Below are 17,692 nucleotides of genomic sequence, written 5' to 3' on the forward strand. Positions count from 1 at the left end.
CAACATTCCGACCGAGGAAAATCCCGCGACCGGGAAGAATACGGCGCTCAGCGTGATCGCGCTGCTGCGCCGGTTGACCGCGCCCATGGTGGTGGGGAGCTAGGGCGTTCATGAAATCCAAATCCGCCTCGCGCCGGAAAAAAGGACCGAATGCGGAACGCGTCGCCGCGATCCGGCAAAGTTTCGCCCGGCAGGCATTCATGGCGCATCTTGGCGCCCAAATCGTTCGCATCGGCGCCGGAACGATGGAACTTCGGCTGCCGCGGCGGAAAGAACTGTTGCAGCAACATGGATTTTTTCACGGCGGCGCCATTGCCACGCTGGCCGACGTGGCGGGAGGCTATGCCGGGTTTTCGTTGATGGGGCCGGAGGACAGCGTGCTCACGGTCGAGTTCAAGCTCAACATCATGGCGCCGGGCGACGGCGAGGAGTTGCGCGCCATCGGTCAGGTCATCCGCGCGGGGCGAACCCTCACCATTACCCGCGCCGACGTGTTCGTGCGCAAACGCGGCCGCGAAACCCTGTGCGCCACGGCGCTGCAAACCCTGATGCGCATGGCGGGCAAGCGGGAACGGGATCGGTTTTAGAGCCTTCAGCCGACCAACGTATCGATCAGGCGCGCAGTTTCGGCAACCCGTGCGGCGAGGCGATGGGCGATGAATTCGTGGAACATGGCCGCCAAGTCCGGACGCTCGACGCGCAAGCGTTCGAGGTTCGCGCGCGTCAAACGATAGCCGGCGGTGGGCAGGTCGGCGACGACCGATGCCGAACGCGGGACGTCGAGGTAAAACGCGACTTCGCCGACCACGGTGCCGGCACCGATCGAGCGAAGGCGCGCCTCGCGTCCATCGGCGGTCTTGAGGCGGATCGAAACCTTTCCGGTCTCGATGAAAAAGAGATCGTTGGATTCCTCGCTTTGGCGAATGACCGATTCGCCGGGATTAACCGCGAACGGCTCCAGGAAGGACAGAAAGTCTTGGACATCGACGCCGGCGCTTCCGGCAATGCGCCGAAGCTGGTCGGCAAGTGGATCGCGCGCGGCGGAATCGGTGCCGCGGTCGTGCGCCAACAACCGATCTTCGCACCATTCCATCGCATGATCGAGATCGGGAAAGAAACGGACGTTGGCGGACGAATCGCCGCCGATCCGTTCGCGCCCGAGTTGATGGGCGAGCTCGGGCGAAAGCCCGGAAAAGACGAGTTGAAACGACCGATCCTGGGCATATTGCGCCATGCGGGCGAACCCGAGCGTGGCCGAGGAATCGAGCCCAATGACCCGTGTAAAGTCGAGGACCACGAATTGAACCTGGGGACGGGAACGATCGTCGAGCCGCGCGCGAACGAGCGCAAGCAAGCGGCTCGCGGTACCGAAGAAGATATACCCTTGCAGCCGCAGGACGTGAATCGTCCCGCCGTTCGCCTCCAAATGCGCGCGTTGGCGTTCGGGGCGATCGACGTTGCTGTGGAATTCCGCCCCGGAGAGCGAATGGCGGACAACGCTGGTCCGGCTGTAGTTGACGACGAACAGAACGACGCCGATCAGAATACCGGCTCCGATCCCTTCGAGCATCCCGATGGCGCCCGTGATTGCGAGTACGACCAGAACCAGGGCATATTCGGATCGGGACAACCGAAGCCGAGTGTCGTACGCCCATTCCAACAGAAGATCGAGCCCGAGATAAAATAGGATTCCGCCGATGATCGTTTTAGGCAGCCACAGCATCGCGTCGGCGCCGAGAAAAAATGCCACGAGGCATACCAACGATGCGATCAGTCCGGTCAGGCGTACGGGAGCGCCCATGCGGTGGGCGAGAATCGAGCCGCTGAGCGAATGAAATCCGGGGAAAGCGGCCCCGCCCGCGCCGATCATATTGGCGATTCCGGTGGCGCGAAGTTCGCGGTTGAGGTCGATGTCGCGCCGAGTCGCGACCTCCAGGCTACCGGCGAGAAGAAGGAAGGCAAGGACGCCGATAATGATCATGGTGCCGATCGTCGGCAACGTTTCGGCGAGCGCCTGCCAATCGGCATTATGGAAAAAAACCCATGGCGGTTGCCAATGGCTATCGCCGGCGCCCGCTTCGAACAAATATCCGCGATTGCGAAGGTCGGCCGAATCGGATTGTGTCAAGCCGGCGACGGCATAAAACCCGGCGATTCCGACCGCCATGACCGTCGGCATGACGAGATAATGGCGAACACGCCGTTGCAGGAACCAAAGGAGCAATCCGAAGGCGATGCCCGGAATCCATTGACCGAGGGCGACGGGGTCGCTCAGGGACGGCAGATGTTCGAATCCGAGCGGGTACGACGTCAGCGTCGTAAAGCTGCCGCGCACGAGCAGCCAACCGACCCCGGCCAGGAATCCCGCGACGACCGGGAACGGAATAAACCGGACCAAATTGCCGATCCGGAAGGCGCCCAAGAGAAACAACGTCGCGCCGAAGACCAACGATGCGGCCGCGATGGCGACCGTCATGGTCGCGAACGCGGTATCCGCGTCGCCGCCGGCCCCGACGAGGGTGATGATGGCGGCCGCGACCAACGCCAGGATAGCCGCCGGTTCGATCTGGGCCATCGCAATCGTGCCGGGGTAGCTGCTGGCGAATGCCATGACCAATCCCAACACGATGGCGCTGACGAGGCCAAGTTGCGTTCCTTGCGCGGCGTACGGCTCGAGATCGCCGACAAAGATTAATGCGGACACCGACAAGGCGCGAATGATCGAGAGCACGCCCGACGTGGCGCCCACGGCCAGGGCGGGCACGGCTCGATCGAAGCCGAAGTCGCGTCGCCAAGGGGACATGGTTGGTTATAGGGGGCGTTCGTGGGATGTCGGGGGCGTTCGCGGGTATTCCAGATCGTGACCAGGGGCCGCTTTCGACCCGCGCGTGGAGGCAGGAATGAGCCCGTGGGAAAGACTGTATAGGCTTTTCCGGGTCTTGCGTCAGCGCGGATTTGGCAACGGGAAAAATTGACGTTTACGTTAACGTCAATTATCGTAGGCTGTCGAAGGATTGCGGATCGAAGGTTAGGCTGCGCCATGATCCCCAACGATTATCCCGCCTTGCGCTTTGATCTCGGCGAGACGGCCGATCAGCTGCGCGCGACCGTGCGCGCCTTCGCCGCGCGCGAGGTCGCGCCCCGCGCCGACGCCATCGACCGGGTCAACGATTTTCCCGCCGATCTCTGGCGGAAGTTCGGCGAACTCGGCCTGCTCGGCGTCACGGTCGAGGAGGAGTACGGCGGCGCCGGCATGGGCTACACCGAGCACGTGGTGGCGATGGAGGAAATCAGCCGCGCTTCGGCTTCGGTCGGGCTGAGCTACGGGGCGCATTCCAACCTGTGCGTCAACCAGATCCGCCGCAACGGGACGGCGGCGCAGAAAAGGCGTTATTTGCCCGGGCTGATCGCGGGCGACAAAGTCGGCGCGCTCGCCATGAGCGAAGCCGAGGCCGGCTCGGACGTGGTCGGCATGCGGCTGCGCGCCGACAAGAAGGGCGATCGTTATATCCTCAACGGCGCGAAAATGTGGATCACCAACGGCCCCGACGCGGACGTGCTGGTGGTTTACGCCAAGACCGATCCGGCCGCCGGGCCGCGCGGCATCACCGCGTTCCTGATCGAGAAAGGTTTCAAGGGCTTTTCCGCCGGCGCCAAGCTGGACAAGCTCGGCATGCGCGGCTCGAACACCGGCGAATTGATCTTCGCCGATTGCGAAGTGCCGGCCGAAAACGTACTGGGTGCGGTCGGCGGCGGCGTCAACGTGCTGATGAGCGGCCTCGATTACGAGCGCGCGGTACTGGCCGGCGGCCCGATCGGCATCATGCAAGCCTGCCTGGACGCGGTGATCCCCTACATGCACGAGCGCAAGCAGTTCGGCGAACCCATCGGCAGTTTTCAATTGATGCAGGGCAAGCTCGCCGACATGTACGTGGCGTTGAGCGCCGCACGCTCGTACGTCTATGCGGTGGCCAAGGCCTGCGACCGGGGCGAAACCGCGCGCAAGGACGCCGCGGGCGCGATCCTTTATGCCGCCGAAAAGGCCACCTGGATGGCGTTGCAGGCGATTCAGTGCCTGGGCGGCATGGGTTATGTCAGCACCAGCGCCACCGGACGGTTGTTGCGCGACGCCAAGCTCTACGAAATCGGCGCCGGGACCAGCGAAATCCGCCGTTGGCTGATCGGGCGCGATTTGTTCGAGGAAACTTTATAACACACTATTGACATATAACTATATTCATGACAATTTGTATATGTACTATCTATTTTCGAGGTTAACTATGAACACCTCAACATTATCAAAATCGTCGCCCGAAATGGATCGGGTGTGTTCTGGGTTGCCGACGAAGTCGGCCAAAATCCGAGCCTTGGCTCGGGCCGGATACCAGAGGGCAGACATCGCGCGGCATCTCGGTATTCGCTACCAGCACGTTCGCAACGTGTTGGAGCGGCCAAGGGCCGCCGAAGCGGCAAATAGGGCCAAGAGCGCTGGGGGGCATTCTCAAACCATGGCGTGGGCACAAATCGGCCCGGACGGCCGGGTCGTCATTCCAGCTCCGTTTCGCCAGCAGCTTGGGCTTGGAGATGATGCCCGCGTATTGATGCTGATGGAAGATGGCGAACTCCGGCTGGTGGGTCGGGATGCCGCCATCGCTCGGGCTCAGGCGTTGGTAGCAAAGTATGTTCCGGAAGGCGTGAGCCTCGTTGACGAGCTTCTTGCGGATCGTCGCCGCGAAGCCGCGCGGGAGAATCGGCGTGGGTAGTGTTGTGCTCGATGCGTCTGCCGCGCTGGCGCTTCTCAAGGGAGAGTCGGGCGCCGAAGCCGTCAAACGCCATATCCCGGGCGCGGTGATATCGGCGGTCAATCTCGCTGAAGTTGCTGGCCGCCTTGCGGCGGCCGGAATGAAGGAAGGCCCGATCCGCGCCGCGGTTGCGACGCTAGGGCTCGAAATTGCCCCTTGCGAGGAGTCGCGGGCCATTGCGATTGGTTTGCTTTACCCTGCGACGCGTCAGCACGGACTCTCCCTCGGCGATCGAGCCTGTTTAGCCTTGGCCCAGGAACGTAAACTACCGGCGGTGACAGCGGATCGAGCATGGAAATCCCTCGCCATCGACGTTGAAATCTTGCTGATTCGGAATTGAGGCGCGCAATCGTGTTAACGCATGCCGATCCCGTCGTTATCGCCGCCGCCGCCCGCACCCCCATGGGCGGCTTTCTCGGCGACTTGAAGGATGTCTCGGCGCCCGCGCTCGGCGCCACCGCCATCAAGTCCGCGGTGGAACGCGCGCGCGTGAAACCGGACGAGATCGACGAAGTGATCATGGGCCTTTGCCTGTTCGCGGGCCTCGGCCAGGCGCCCGCCCGGCAGGCCGGCCGGTTCGCGGGTCTGCCCGATTCCGCCGGCGCCACCACCATCAGCAAGATGTGCGGCTCGGCCATGAAGGCGGCGATGCTGGCGCACGACCTTCTCGTTGCCGGCACCAACAAGGTGATGGTCGCGGGCGGCATGGAAAGCATGAGCAACGCGCCCTACCTGCTCGATCGGGCGCGCTCCGGCTACCGCATGGGTCACGGGCAAATCCGCGACCACATGTTTCTCGACGGTCTCGAGGACGCCTACGACAAGGGCCGCCTGATGGGCACCTTCGCCGAGGATACGGCGCAAGCCTACCAATTCACCCGCGAACAGCAGGATTCCTTCGCCATCGAATCCCTGAAGCGCGCGCAAAAGGCGATCACCGAAGGGACCTTTGCGGCCGAAGTGACTCCCGTATCGGTCAAATCCGGCAAAACCGAAACGTCGGTGGCGCAGGACGAACAGCCCCTTAAGGCCAAGCTCGATCGTATTTCGTCATTGAAGCCCGCGTTCCGCGAGGGCGGCACCGTTACCGCCGCCAATTCCAGTTCCATCTCCGACGGCGCGGCGGCGCTGGTGATGATGCGCCGTTCCGAGGCCGAACGGCGGGGGATCAAGCCGCTCGCGGTCGTGCGCGCCCAGGCGACGCACTCGCAGGCGCCCGCGTGGTTCACCACCGCGCCGGTCGGCGCGATCCGTAAATGCCTCGACAAGGCGGGGTGGACGTCGAAAGACGTCGAGCTTTACGAAATCAACGAGGCATTCGCCGTCGTCACGCTCGCGGCCATGCGCGATCTCGATTTGCCGCACGACAAGGTCAATGTCCACGGCGGGGCCTGCGCGCTCGGCCATCCCGTCGGCGCTTCGGGGGCGCGCATCATCGTCACGCTGCTGGCGGCGATGGAAAAGTACGGCGCCCGACACGGCCTCGCGGCGCTCTGCATCGGCGGCGGCGAGGCGACCGCCATGGCCTTCGAGCGGATCAACTGACGAGGACCCCTCTTCATGCCCCGCCGCAAGCACGGCCCCACCGTTCTGATCACCGGCGCGAACCGCGGCCTCGGCCTCGAATTCGCGCGCCAATACGCCGCCGACGGCTGGCGGGTGATCGCCACCTGCCGCCAGCCCAAGGCGGCCAAGAGCCTGAGCGCGATCAAGGGCGACGTCCGGGTCCGCGCCCTCGACGTGACCGACCCGGTTCAGGTGCGCGCGCTCGCCCGCGCGCTCAAGAGCGAAGCGATCGACCTGCTCATCAACAACGCCGGCATTTACGGTCCGCGCAAGGAAACGTTTGGGCAGGTGGATCTCGACGCGTGGCACCGGGTGTTCGAAACCAATGTCATGGGCCCGATGATGATTTCCGAGGCATTGGCCGATCACGTCGCGCGCAGCGAACGCAAGACCATCATCGCGCTGACCAGCCTGATGGGCAGCATCGCCGAAACCCAATCCGGCGGGGGCTACATCTACCGTTCCAGCAAGGCCGCCTTGAACATGGTGATGAAGGGCCTGACCTACACCCTGAAGCCGCGCAAGATTGCGGTCGTCATGCTGCATCCCGGCTGGGTGCGTACCGACATGGGAGGCGCCAGCGCGCATCTCGGCATCGAAGAAAGCGTGACCGCCATGCGTCGCGTGATCGCCGGCCTGAAACCCGCCGACAGCGGCCGGTTCTTCAACTACGACGGCCGGGCCATTCCGTGGTGATCCGGTGAGCGCGCTCGGCCAGGAATCGGCGATCGAATTTTATTTCGATTTTTCGTCGCCCTACGGTTATTTCGCCTCGACGCGGATCGACGATCTCGCCGCCGATTTCGGCCGCGCGACGGTCTGGAAGCCGATCCTGCTCGGCGTCGTCTTCAGGGAAACCGACATGCGCCCGCTCGCGGACGTTCCGATCAAGGGCGATTACAGCAAGCACGATTGGGAACGGCTGGGCCGCATGATGGGCGTTCCCTACCGTTTGCCGTCGAAATTTCCGATCCCGACCCAGGCAGCGGCGCGCGCGTTCTACTGGCTCGACGACCGCGATCCCGGCCTGGCGCGCCTGTTCGCCAAGACCGCCTATCACGCTTATTTCGCCGAAGACGTGGACATTTCCAACCCCGAGGCGGTGGTCAACATCGCGGCCGCGTTGCACGTTAAGAAAGGCGAACTCGAGCAAGCCCTGCAAGCGGCCGCCGTCAAGGAGCGCCTCAAGACCGAAACCATGAACGCCATCGCCAAGGGCGTGTTCGGCTCGCCGTTCTTTTTCGTCGACGGGGAGCCGTTCTGGGGTTCCGACCGTATGTGGATGGTGAAGAAATGGCTGCAGGGCGAAACGCATTGGTGAGCAATCGCCGATGAAAATGAAAAAAGGCTACAAGGCCCTGGTCGACGAGGCCAACGCCAGAATCCGCACCCGCTCGACGGAGGAGGCGATCGGACTGTTCGGCAAACCCGACGTCGTGTTCGTCGATCTGCGCGACGTGCGCGAGTTGGACCGCGACGGCATGATTCCGGGCGCGTTTCACGCCCCGCGCGGCATGCTCGAATTCTGGGTCGATCCCGAAAGCCCGTACCACAAGGACATTTTTTCCTCCGGCAAGGAATTCGTCTTCTACTGCGCCACGGCGTGGCGCTCGGCGCTCGCCACCGCCGCGGTCCAAGACATGGGCCTCGCCCCGGTGTCGCACCTGGAGGGCGGGTTCAAGGCATGGAAGGAAAAGGGCGGCGCCGTGGGACCCAGACCTCACCATCACGAACCCAAACCGGCCGACGCTGGCGGGCTTGCGCGCGCCGAGCGCATAAAAAGCACCTGAAGGCCGACAGTTATGTCCGCGCTGCCCACCGCGCTCGATCCGGCCTCCGCCGACTTCCAGGCGAACGAACGGGCCATGCGCGCGGCGGTCGAGGACTTACGCGCGACCGTGGCCAAAATCCGCGAAGGGGGCGACGCGGCGGCGCGCGAAAGGCACGTCAAGCGCGGCAAGCTGTTGGTGCGCGAACGCATCCGGCACCTGATCGATCCGGGCGCGCCGTTTCTCGAATTTTCGCAGCTGGCCGGGCACGCGCTCTACGACGATCCGGTGCCGGCGGGCGGAATCATTACCGGTATCGGACGGGTTGCGGAGCGGGAATGCGTGATCGTCGCCAACGACGCCACGGTCAAGGGCGGCACCTATTACCCGATCACGGTCAAGAAGCATCTGCGCGCGCAGGAGATCGCGGGTCAGAACCGGTTGCCCTGCGTCTATCTGGTCGATTCCGGCGGCGCGCACCTGCCGAGCCAGGACGAGGTCTTTCCCGACCGCGATCATTTCGGGCGCATTTTCTACAACCAGGCGACCCTGTCGGCGGCGGGCATTCCGCAAATCGCGGTGGTCATGGGCTCGTGCACCGCGGGCGGGGCGTACGTGCCCGCCATGTCGGACGAAACCATCATCGTCAAGGGGCAGGGAACCATCTTCCTCGGCGGTCCGCCGCTGGTGAAGGCGGCGACCGGCGAGGACGTAAGCGCGGAAGATCTCGGCGGCGCCGAGGTTCACGTCCGCACGTCCGGCGTCGCCGATCATCTGGCTTCCGACGACGCGCACGCTCTCGCCATCGCGCGGCGCGTGGTCGCCAACCTGAACCGGCCGAAGCGGGTCGATCTGGAAACCGCCGCGCCGCGCGATCCGCTCTACCCGGCGGAAGAGCTATACGGTGCCGCGCCCGCCGATCCGCGCAAGCCCTGCGAAATCCGCGAAATCGTCGCCCGCATCGTGGATGGCTCGGAATTGGACGAATTCAAATCCCTCTATGGCGCCACGCTGGTGTGCGGCTTCGCCCGGATATTCGGCTACCCGGTCGGCATCGTCGCCAACAACGGCATTCTCTTTTCCGAATCGGCCCTCAAAGGCGCGCATTTCGTCGAACTGTGCGCGCAGCGCGGCATTCCGCTCGTCTTTCTTCAGAACATCGCCGGCTTCATGGTCGGGCGGAAGTACGAAGCGGGCGGCATCGCCAAGGACGGCGCCAAGATGGTGACGGCGGTCGCCTGCGCCCGGGTGCCGAAGTTCACCGTCGTGGTCGGCGGCAGTTTCGGCGCCGGCAACTATTCCATGTGCGGGCGGGCGTACGATCCGCGCTTTCTGTGGATGTGGCCGAACGCGCGCATCTCGGTCATGGGCGGCGAGCAGGCGGCGGCGGTGCTGGCCACCGTGCGGCGCGACGCGCTGCGCGCGCGCGGCGAGGATTGGAGCGCCAAGGACGAAGACGCCTTCCGCAAGCCGATCCGCGACCAGTACGAACGCCAGGGCCATCCCTATTACGCCAGCGCACGCCTGTGGGACGACGGCATCATCGATCCCGTCGATACGCGCATGGTCCTGGGGCTCGGCATTTCCGCCGCGCTCAACGCGCCGATCGAGAAAACGACGTTCGGCGTTTTCAGAATGTAAACGGAGTTTCGCGCCGTGTCCGCTCTCGCCGTTGCCATTGATTCCCGGGGCGTCGCCACCGTTACCCTCGACCGACCCGAAAAACATAACGCCTTCGGCGACGCCCTGATTGCTGAGCTTGCGGACGCGTTTCGCCGCCTCGGCGCGGACGAAAGCATGCGCGCGGTCGTGCTGGCTGCCAACGGCAAGAGTTTTTCCGCCGGCGCCGATATCGACTGGATGAAGCGCATGGCGGGCGCGCCGGAAGACGAAAATCGGCGCGACGCCCGGGCGCTCGCCGATATGCTGCGCCTGCTGAACGACATGCCGAAACCGACCGTGGCCTTGGTGCAGGGCGCGGCGTTCGGCGGCGGCGTCGGCCTGGTGGCGTGCTGCGACATCGCGCTTGCCGCCGACGGCGCGGTCTTCGCCTTGAGCGAGGTTCGCCTCGGCCTGATTCCCGCGACCATCGGGCCCTATGTCGTCGCGGCCGTCGGCGAGCGGATGGCGCGGCGCTACTTTCTGACCGGCGAACGTTTCGACGCGGCCGCGGCCTTGGCGATCGGCCTGGTCCACAGGGTTGTACCGGGAGCCGAACTGGCGGCGGCGGGCGAGAAAGTGCTCGTCGATCTGCTCGCGGGCGGACCCAAGGCCCAGGCCGAGGCCAAGGCCCTCGTTCGCGCTATCGCCGGACGGCCCATCGCGGCGGATGTGATCGAAGACACGGCCGCGCGCATCGCCCGCATTCGGACCGGAACCGAGGCGCGCGAAGGGTTCGACGCCTTTCTCGCCAAAAGGAAGCCCTCGTGGGTTCGTGACTAGGTCGTGTTCGCCAAGGTTCTGATCGCCAATCGTGGCGAAATCGCCTGCCGCGTCATTCGTACCGCCCGGCGGCTCGGCATCGCGACGGTCGCCGTTTATTCCGATGCGGACCGGAATGCCTTGCACGTGCGGCTCGCGGACGAGGCGCAGCGCATCGGCCCGGCCGAAGCGAAGGCGAGTTATCTGATCGGGGAAGCCATCGTGGCCGCGGCCAAAGCGGCGGGCGCGGGCGCCGTCCATCCCGGTTACGGCTTTCTTTCCGAAAACGCGGCGTTCGCCGAAACGGTCATGCGCGCAGAGCTCGCATTCATCGGGCCGCCGCCCGAGGTGATCCGCGCATTGGGATCCAAATCGAGGGCCAAGGCGCTGATGGCCGGGGCGGGCGTGCCCACCATCCCCGGCTATCACGGGGACGCGCAAGACGACGTCACCTTCATGCGCGAAGCGAGGCGGATCGGTTTTCCCGTGCTGATCAAGGCGGCGGCGGGCGGCGGCGGGCGCGGCATACGGGCGGTGGAGAAACCGGACGGGCTTGCCGAAGCGCTGGCGTCCGCCCGGCGCGAGGCCGAGGCCGCGTTCGCCGATCCCACGCTGCTGCTGGAAAAATATCTGACCCAACCGCGCCACGTGGAAATCCAGGTGTTCGCCGATAACTTCGGCAACGTCGTTCATCTTTTCGAGCGCGATTGCTCGTTGCAGCGCCGGCACCAGAAAGTGGCCGAGGAAGCCCCGGCGCCCGGGCTCGATCCCGGTCTCCGTAAACGCCTGGGCGCGGCGGCGGTCGCGGGATGCCGGGCCGCCGGCTACCGGAACGCGGGCACGGTCGAATTCCTGCTCGACGCCGATGGCACGTTCTATTTCATGGAAATGAACACGCGGCTTCAGGTGGAGCACCCGGTGACGGAAATGATCACCGGCCAGGACCTGGTCGAGTGGCAATTCCGGGTGGCGGCGGGCGAGCCGCTCCCGCTCGGTCAAGACGCTCTCGCGATCACCGGTCATGCCATCGAGGCGCGCCTGTACGCCGAAGATTCCGCGCGCGACGACCGGCCCCAGGCGGGCAAACTCGCCCGCGTCGCGTTCCCTCCCGAAAACAGGAGCGTTCGGGTGGAAACCGGGGTGTCGGAGGGCGACGAGGTCGGCGTTTTCTACGATCCGATGATCGCCAAGATCGCGGTTTGGGGCGAAGACCGCGGGCGGGCGCTCGATCGGCTGCGCGCGGCGCTGGACTCGGTTCGCATCGTCGGTATCGCCACCAACCGCGATTTCCTCGCCGCCGTTGTCCGCCATCCGGATTTCGTCGCGGGAAATGTCGATACCGGGTTCATCCCGCGCCATCGGGGCGAACTGACCGCGCGTCCGGGCCGCGCGCCCGATTCCGCCGTTGCATTCGCCTGTCTCGCGGTTCTTCTCGACCAGGCGGAGGCGCGCGCGGCCGAGGCCCGGCGTTCCGCCGACCGTCATTCGCCCTGGCATCGGACCGACGGTTGGCGGCTCAACGGCACGGGCGCGCAGACGATCCGGCTCAAGGACGACACCGGCGAGTTGGCGATCGTCGTTCGTTTCCAAACCGACGGATACATCCTCGATCTTCCCGGGGGCGTCGTCCAAGTCGCGGCCCGGCGCGGGCCGAACGGCGAAATCCGAGCCGGGTGGAATGACCAATCCCTGACCGCATTCGCTATGCAGGGGGGCGACGAGGTGGCCGTGTTCGGCTTGGGGCCGACATGGCGGTTTCGGCTTGTCGGTCCCGAGCGGCGGGTGGCGGCCGAAGAGGCGCCCGCCGGGGCCTTGGCCGCGCCCATGCCCGGCAAGGTCATCGCCGTGAACGCCAAGGCGGGTGATATCGTGCGCCGTGGACAAGTGCTGGTGGTATTGGAGGCGATGAAGATGGAGCACGCGCTCGCCGCCGCCGCCGACGGACAAATCGAAGCCGTTCACGTCCGCCCCGGGGTTCAAGTCGCGGAGGGTGGACTTCTGGTATCCTTCGTATCCGAACCGAAAGAATCCTCCGAGGCCTGACAGTGCGTCTTCCCAACCGCATCAAAATGGTCGAGGTCGGCCCGCGCGACGGGCTGCAAAACGAACCGCGCCCGGTTTCGGCGGCGGTGCGGATCGAATTGATCGAACGGCTGGCCGACGCGGGGCTCGGCGCGATCGAGGCCGGAAGCTTCGTCTCGCCCAAATGGGTTCCGCAGATGGCCGATACCGACAAGGTATTCGCCGGCTTGAAGCGCCGCGCCGGCGTCGTCTATTCGGCCCTGGTTCCCAACCTCAAGGGGCTCGACGCCGCGCTCGCGGCCGACGTTTCGGAAATCGCCGTGTTCGCCGCCGCCTCGGAAACCTTTTCCCGGCGCAATATCAATTGCTCGATCGACGAAAGCCTCGATCGCTTCGCCGAGGTGGCCCGGGCGGCGCGCGCGCGCGGCGTGCCGGTGCGCGGGTACATCAGCTGCGTTCTCGGCTGCCCCTACGAGGGCGAGATTCCGACCGAAGCGGTCGCGCGCGTCGCCGTCCGGTTGATGGAAATAGGCTGCCATGAAATTTCCCTCGGCGACACCATCGGCATCGGCACGCCGGGCAAGGCCCAGGCGATGATCGACGCGGTGTCGGCGCGCGTGCCGGTTGCCAAGCTCGCCGTGCATTTTCACGATACTTACGGCCAGGCGCTGGCCAATATCTTGGCGACTTTGGAAAAGGGCGTCGCTTGCGTCGATTCCGCGGTCGCCGGACTCGGCGGCTGTCCGTACGCGCCGGGGGCTTCGGGCAATGTTGCTTCCGAGGACGTTCTCTACATGCTCGACGGCCTCGGCGTCCGGACCGGGGTGAATCTTTCCAAGCTGGCGTCGGCCGGGCGATTTATTTCCGAGGTCCTCGAACGCGAGCCGGCGTCCCGGGCCGCACGCGCCTTGGCGGCGAAGGGAAGGGGCGACGCCGCATGACCGTTCACCTCGTCAAGCTCGCAGTCGGGATCGAGGATGCCGAGCATCTTGCCCGGGTGCAAAAGGAGCGCCTCAAGAAATCGGCGCGCGGCGGCAAGAAGCCGACCCTTCGCCACATTACCCGCCACCGTCCAAAACGGGCCGACGAAATCGTCGAGGGCGGATCCATTTATTGGGTAATTGGTGGGGCCATTGCCGCGCGCCAGCGAATCCTCGGCTTCGAAAAGGCTGCCAAGGTGGACGGAACCCCGGCGCACGCAATTCTGCTCGATCCCCGGCTGGTCCGCACCGAAGCCAAACCGTTTCGGGCGTTTCAGGGATGGCGTTACCTTCCCGCCGATAAGGTTCCTCGGGATCGGGGCGAGGTGAACACCTCGACCGAGACCCTGCCGGCAAGCCTGAGAAATGAATTGAAGGAGTTAGGGCTTATTTGAACGGGGCGGAGACTCGTTATGGGGGAAAAGCCCTTATTGTGCGAGGTGGGAGTATTAGGGTTTTATTAATCCATGCGGTTTTAACTATGGATAGTTTTGGCGGAATTCATAGGGTAAGCTGCCCAAACAGAGCTTATATTTACTATCTACGCTGCGGTTAATAACCTTTCTCAAGAGCACGCAAATGGCCAAAGAAGAAGAACTGGAAATCATTAATCCGCCGAACACCCTTAAGACGAAGGTGAAGAAAGGCGGACCCGGCGCGATCAATCCCGCCATGCTCGAAAAGGCCGAACAGGTTCTCGCGGGCTTGTCCGACAGCTATCTCGAATGGGTGCAGCAGGACCTCAAGAACATCTCCTCGGCCTTCGAGGAGTTGAAAGCGGGTCGCGGCGATCAGAAAGAAACGCTGGATAGGATTTTCCGCATTTCCCACGACATGAAGGGCCAAGGCGGCAGCTTCGGGTACAACTTGGTGACGTCCGTCGGCAACGAGCTCTGCCGAATGATCGAAAAGTTTCCCGCCACGATCACCCCGGCCCATATCGATGCGATCGGCGTTCATATCGACTCCTTGAAGCTGATCGTCGCCCAAAAAATGAAGGGCGACGCGGGGTCGGCCGGCGCGGCCATGCTGGCCGGCCTGCAAAAGGTTTCCGCCAAGCTTACGACTTAGAAGCCCGAAACTCCTCGATCCAGGCGATGCGGCGCTTAATCGCCGCGATGTCGTGATCCAGCCACGCGGCGAGCGCGCCCGGATCGTCGGCGTGATGCGCGCGCAGATCCTCGAGCCGCGCCAATTCCTTCTCGCAACTTTCCACCAGGAGATCGAGTTGAACCCGGCGTTCGGGCTCGTCGAGGTGGTGGAGAAACCGGAACTTCAAGGCGACGATCAGCTTATTGAGATCGGTCGACGCCGCGCGGATGTTCGCGGTCAGCAACGACTTCAGCTCGCACCGGCCGGCATCGGTGATCTCGAGACTGGCATCGTCCTCCATGCCGGCGCCCCCGCGCCCCGATAGGGGCGCATCGTTTATTTGCCCGCCTACCGGCGGGACCGCGCGCACGAGGCCCTCCAAGCGCAACAACTCGATCGAGGTTCCCATCAGCTCCAGCGACGGGCCGAGAATACGGCTGACGAAGTGCCGGACGGCGTTGGCGAGCGCGCTGTAGCGCATCGGCCCGGCCGCCAGCGTGCCGAGGGCGCAGAGCCGAACCGCTTCCCGGGGCGTCAGCGTGTTGTCGGCGAACATAGTGGCAAGTCTGACTTAGATCGGCCCGGGTTGCAAACCGGCGGATCGCCGCCCGAAGCCACGCTCTAAGCCGCCGCGCGCAATCCGAGGCGTGCCCAAACCTGCTTCAGCGCCGAAACCAGATGGTCCATGTCCGCGTCCGAGTGCATCGGGGTCGGCGTGAACCGCAACCGCTCGGTCCGGCGCTGGACGGTCGGATAATTGATCGGCTGGACGTAGATGTCGTGGCCCTCGAGCAACAGGTCGCTCGCCTGCTTGCAGCGCACCGGATCGCCGACCAGGACCGGAACGATGTGGCTCGGCCCCGGCATCACCGGCAAGCCGGCCTTGGCGAGCCGGGTCTTCAGGGTTTGGGCGCGTTCCTGGTGGCGTTCGCGCAGTTCGTTGTGCGTCTTGAGATAGCGAATGGCGGCGAGCGCGCCGGCCGCGACCGCCGGCGGCGGCGAGGTCGAGAAGATGAACCCGGTGCCGTAGGAACGGATGAAATCGCACAGCGGCGCCGAACCGGCGATGTAGCCGCCGACCACGCCGAAGGCCTTGGCGAGGGTGCCCTGGATCACGGTCAGGCGGTGCATCTGACCTTCGCGTTCGGCCACGCCGCCGCCGCGCGGGCCGTACATGCCGACCGCGTGCACTTCGTCGAGGAACGTCATGGCGCCGTGCTTGTCGGCGACGTCGCAGATTTCCTTGATCGGCGCGATGTGGCCGTCCATCGAATAGACGGATTCGAAGGCGATCAGCTTGGGCCGCGCCGGGTCGAATTGGCCGAGCAATTCGTCGAGATGGGCGGGGTCGTTGTGGCGGAAGACTCTCTTCTCGGCGCGGGAATGGACAATGCCCTCGATCATCGAGTTGTGGTTCTTCTCGTCGGAAAAGACCACGCAGTCGGGCAACGTGCGCGCCAGCGTGTTGAGCGAGGTCATGTTGGCGATCCAACCCGACCCGAAAATCAGGGCCGATTCGGTGCCGTGCAGATCGGCAAGCTCTTGTTCGAGCAGAACGTGATAATGGTTCGTGCCGGCGATGTTGCGGGTGCCGCCGGCGCCGGCGCCGCAGCGGTCGATCGCCTCGTGCATCGCCTGCAACACCAGCGGATGCTGGCCCATGCCGAGGTAATCATTGGAGCACCAGACCGTGATTTCGCGCGGGCTGCCGGTGCCGTGGTGAATCGCGCGCGGAAATGCCCCCGCCTTGCGCTCCAGGTCGATGAACACGCGATAGCGGCCTTCCTGCTTCAGGTCCGCTACCCGGTCGGCGAAGAACTTCTCGTAATTCATTGAATTGATTTGCTTCATGACCCCAAGGGGATTTTTCGGCCCCGGCATTAAATAGCATCCGGCCAGGACCCGCAACCTTGACCCGGATCAACTCTTAACGAGGCGCCGAAGAGCGCCCCCGCTATCGGGGTTCGATGCGATAAGCTGCGCTTGATCGGGGTTTTGATCGGGGTCAAGGTCCGGAATCCGGCGCGGGCTAAGATGTTTCCGAATTCAAGCCGATGGAGGCGACCATGCTCAAAGACATTCTCGTTCATATCGATCGCACCAAGGAATGCGCCGGTCGCCTGAAAGTCGCGCTCGGCCTCGCCCGCGCCCATGACGCGCACCTGACCGGCGCCTACGTCATCCCGCGTTCCCGCATTCCCACCTACCTGGAGGTCCAGGTGCCCAAGGATATCCTCGACAAGGCGGCCGCCGGGCGGGTCGAGGAAGCGGCCGCGGCGAAGCGGGACTTCGAGAAGGCCTGCCGCGCCGACGACATCCCTTGCGAATGGCGCCAGGCCGAAGGGGTCACGGTCGAAACCCTCGCGCTCAACACTCGTTACGCCGATCTCGCCATCGTTGGCCAGCGCAATTCGGCGAGCGAGGATTTCGAGGTCGATGAAATGCCCGACCGGTTCATCCTGTCGGCGGGACGGCCGACTTTGGTGGTGCCGTACGCGGGGTCGTTCCCGACGATCGGCCGGACCATCGTGGTGGCCTGGGATGCGAGCCGGCTCGCGACCCGCGCGGTCAACGACGCGCTGCCGCTTCTGCGCAAGGCGGACAAGGTCCATCTGCTCGCCATCAACCCGGAAGGCGGGATCGAGGGCCACGGCGCGATTCCCGGCGCCGACATCGGCCTCCATCTGGCCCGTCATGGGGTCAAGGCGGAAGCCAGCTCGATCCGGGTCGAGGACCTCGACGTCGGCGACGCGCTGCTGTCGCGCGTGGCCGACTTCGGGGCCGATCTGATCGTGATGGGCGCCTACGGCCATTCGCGTTGGCGCGAACTGGTGCTGGGCGGCGTCACCCGCCATCTGCTCGACCACATGACCGTGCCGGTATTCATGACTCATTGACGGAGTCATGGCGGCCTAGGGTCCGGACTCAATTGGCCCACCATACTACGGCGGCGGCCAAGAACACGCCGGAGAGGAAGACGTCGGCGCGTTTGTCGTAACGGGTGGCGATCCGCCGGAAGTCCTTGAGACGACAGAACATG

At 64.7% G+C, this 17,692-nt stretch carries 20 protein-coding genes; 16 read left to right on the top strand and 4 right to left on the bottom strand.

Features of this window, described 5'->3' with window-relative positions; translation table 11 throughout:
- A partial coding sequence (locus FJ311_12405) for an aspartate dehydrogenase (protein MBM3952241.1) occupies positions 1-103 on the top strand: 103 nt, incomplete at its 5' end.
- 7 nt (positions 104-110) lie between these two features.
- Positions 111-587 (top strand): PaaI family thioesterase, encoded by a 477-nt coding sequence (locus FJ311_12410; GenBank protein ID MBM3952242.1) that lies wholly within the window; start codon positions 111-113, stop codon positions 585-587.
- 5 nt (positions 588-592) lie between these two features.
- Here the strand turns inward: FJ311_12410 and FJ311_12415 are convergent, their stop codons facing one another.
- Positions 593-2,803, bottom strand: a complete 2,211-nt coding sequence (locus FJ311_12415; GenBank protein ID MBM3952243.1) for a cyclic nucleotide-binding domain-containing protein — start codon at positions 2,801-2,803, stop codon at positions 593-595.
- 237 nt (positions 2,804-3,040) lie between these two features.
- On the opposite strand from FJ311_12415, the gene FJ311_12420 reads away from it, so the two are divergent.
- The 13 genes from FJ311_12420 (at position 3,041) to FJ311_12480 (ending at position 14,631) form a co-directional block, all read left to right on the top strand.
- A complete protein-coding gene (locus FJ311_12420; GenBank protein ID MBM3952244.1) occupies positions 3,041-4,213 on the top strand; it encodes an isovaleryl-CoA dehydrogenase in 1,173 nt (390 codons plus the stop codon).
- Positions 4,214-4,508: 295 nt separating this feature from the next.
- Positions 4,509-4,763 (top strand): AbrB/MazE/SpoVT family DNA-binding domain-containing protein, encoded by a 255-nt coding sequence (locus FJ311_12425; protein MBM3952245.1) that lies wholly within the window; start codon positions 4,509-4,511, stop codon positions 4,761-4,763.
- Positions 4,756-5,142: a type II toxin-antitoxin system VapC family toxin gene (locus FJ311_12430; protein ID MBM3952246.1), complete on the top strand. Its 387-nt coding sequence runs from the start codon at positions 4,756-4,758 to the stop codon at positions 5,140-5,142. Before FJ311_12425 ends, FJ311_12430 begins: the two co-directional genes overlap by 8 nt.
- Before the next feature lie 11 nt (positions 5,143-5,153).
- On the top strand, positions 5,154-6,347 hold the full coding sequence (locus tag FJ311_12435; protein ID MBM3952247.1) for an acetyl-CoA C-acyltransferase: 1,194 nt from the start codon (positions 5,154-5,156) through the stop codon (positions 6,345-6,347).
- 15 nt (positions 6,348-6,362) lie between these two features.
- Complete coding sequence (locus FJ311_12440; protein MBM3952248.1) at positions 6,363-7,064, top strand: SDR family oxidoreductase; 702 nt, start codon at positions 6,363-6,365, stop codon at positions 7,062-7,064.
- Between the two features lie 4 nt (positions 7,065-7,068).
- Positions 7,069-7,689 (top strand): 2-hydroxychromene-2-carboxylate isomerase, encoded by a 621-nt coding sequence (locus FJ311_12445; protein MBM3952249.1) that lies wholly within the window; start codon positions 7,069-7,071, stop codon positions 7,687-7,689.
- Positions 7,690-7,705: 16 nt separating this feature from the next.
- On the top strand, positions 7,706-8,158 hold the full coding sequence (locus FJ311_12450) for a rhodanese-like domain-containing protein (GenBank protein MBM3952250.1): 453 nt from the start codon (positions 7,706-7,708) through the stop codon (positions 8,156-8,158).
- A 12-nt stretch (positions 8,159-8,170) separates the two neighbouring features.
- Positions 8,171-9,778, top strand: coding sequence for a methylcrotonoyl-CoA carboxylase (locus FJ311_12455; GenBank protein ID MBM3952251.1), 1,608 nt, complete (start codon positions 8,171-8,173; stop codon positions 9,776-9,778).
- Positions 9,779-9,793: 15 nt separating this feature from the next.
- Positions 9,794-10,579, top strand: a complete 786-nt coding sequence (locus FJ311_12460) for an enoyl-CoA hydratase/isomerase family protein (protein MBM3952252.1) — start codon at positions 9,794-9,796, stop codon at positions 10,577-10,579.
- A gap of 3 nt (positions 10,580-10,582) precedes the next feature.
- Positions 10,583-12,601: a biotin/lipoyl-binding protein gene (locus FJ311_12465; GenBank protein ID MBM3952253.1), complete on the top strand. Its 2,019-nt coding sequence runs from the start codon at positions 10,583-10,585 to the stop codon at positions 12,599-12,601.
- Positions 12,602-12,603: 2 nt separating this feature from the next.
- Entirely contained in the window at positions 12,604-13,521 is a 918-nt protein-coding gene (locus FJ311_12470; protein ID MBM3952254.1) for a hydroxymethylglutaryl-CoA lyase, read from the top strand.
- Positions 13,518-13,955 (top strand): DUF1489 family protein, encoded by a 438-nt coding sequence (locus tag FJ311_12475; protein MBM3952255.1) that lies wholly within the window; start codon positions 13,518-13,520, stop codon positions 13,953-13,955. Before FJ311_12470 ends, FJ311_12475 begins: the two co-directional genes overlap by 4 nt.
- A 184-nt stretch (positions 13,956-14,139) precedes the next feature.
- The gene (locus FJ311_12480) at positions 14,140-14,631 is read left to right on the top strand and encodes an Hpt domain-containing protein (GenBank protein ID MBM3952256.1); all 492 of its coding nucleotides are present in this window, start codon (positions 14,140-14,142) and stop codon (positions 14,629-14,631) included.
- Here the strand turns inward: FJ311_12480 and FJ311_12485 are convergent.
- Positions 14,621-15,208, bottom strand: coding sequence for a hypothetical protein (locus tag FJ311_12485; protein ID MBM3952257.1), 588 nt, complete (start codon positions 15,206-15,208; stop codon positions 14,621-14,623). The genes FJ311_12480 and FJ311_12485 overlap by 11 nt on opposite strands.
- 65 nt (positions 15,209-15,273) lie before the next feature.
- On the bottom strand, positions 15,274-16,485 hold the full coding sequence (hemA, locus tag FJ311_12490) for a 5-aminolevulinate synthase (GenBank protein MBM3952258.1): 1,212 nt from the start codon (positions 16,483-16,485) through the stop codon (positions 15,274-15,276).
- Positions 16,486-16,718: 233 nt separating this feature from the next.
- Between hemA and FJ311_12495 the strand changes: the two genes are divergently transcribed.
- Entirely contained in the window at positions 16,719-17,549 is an 831-nt protein-coding gene (locus tag FJ311_12495) for a universal stress protein (GenBank protein ID MBM3952259.1), read from the top strand.
- A gap of 28 nt (positions 17,550-17,577) precedes the next feature.
- Here FJ311_12495 and FJ311_12500 read toward each other — a convergent pair.
- Positions 17,578-17,692: IS5/IS1182 family transposase (locus tag FJ311_12500; protein ID MBM3952260.1), on the bottom strand; the 115-nt coding region annotated here is incomplete at its 5' end.

The sequence above is a fragment of the Rhodospirillales bacterium genome (assembly GCA_016872535.1).
GTDB lineage: Bacteria > Pseudomonadota > Alphaproteobacteria > Rhodospirillales > 2-12-FULL-67-15 > 2-12-FULL-67-15.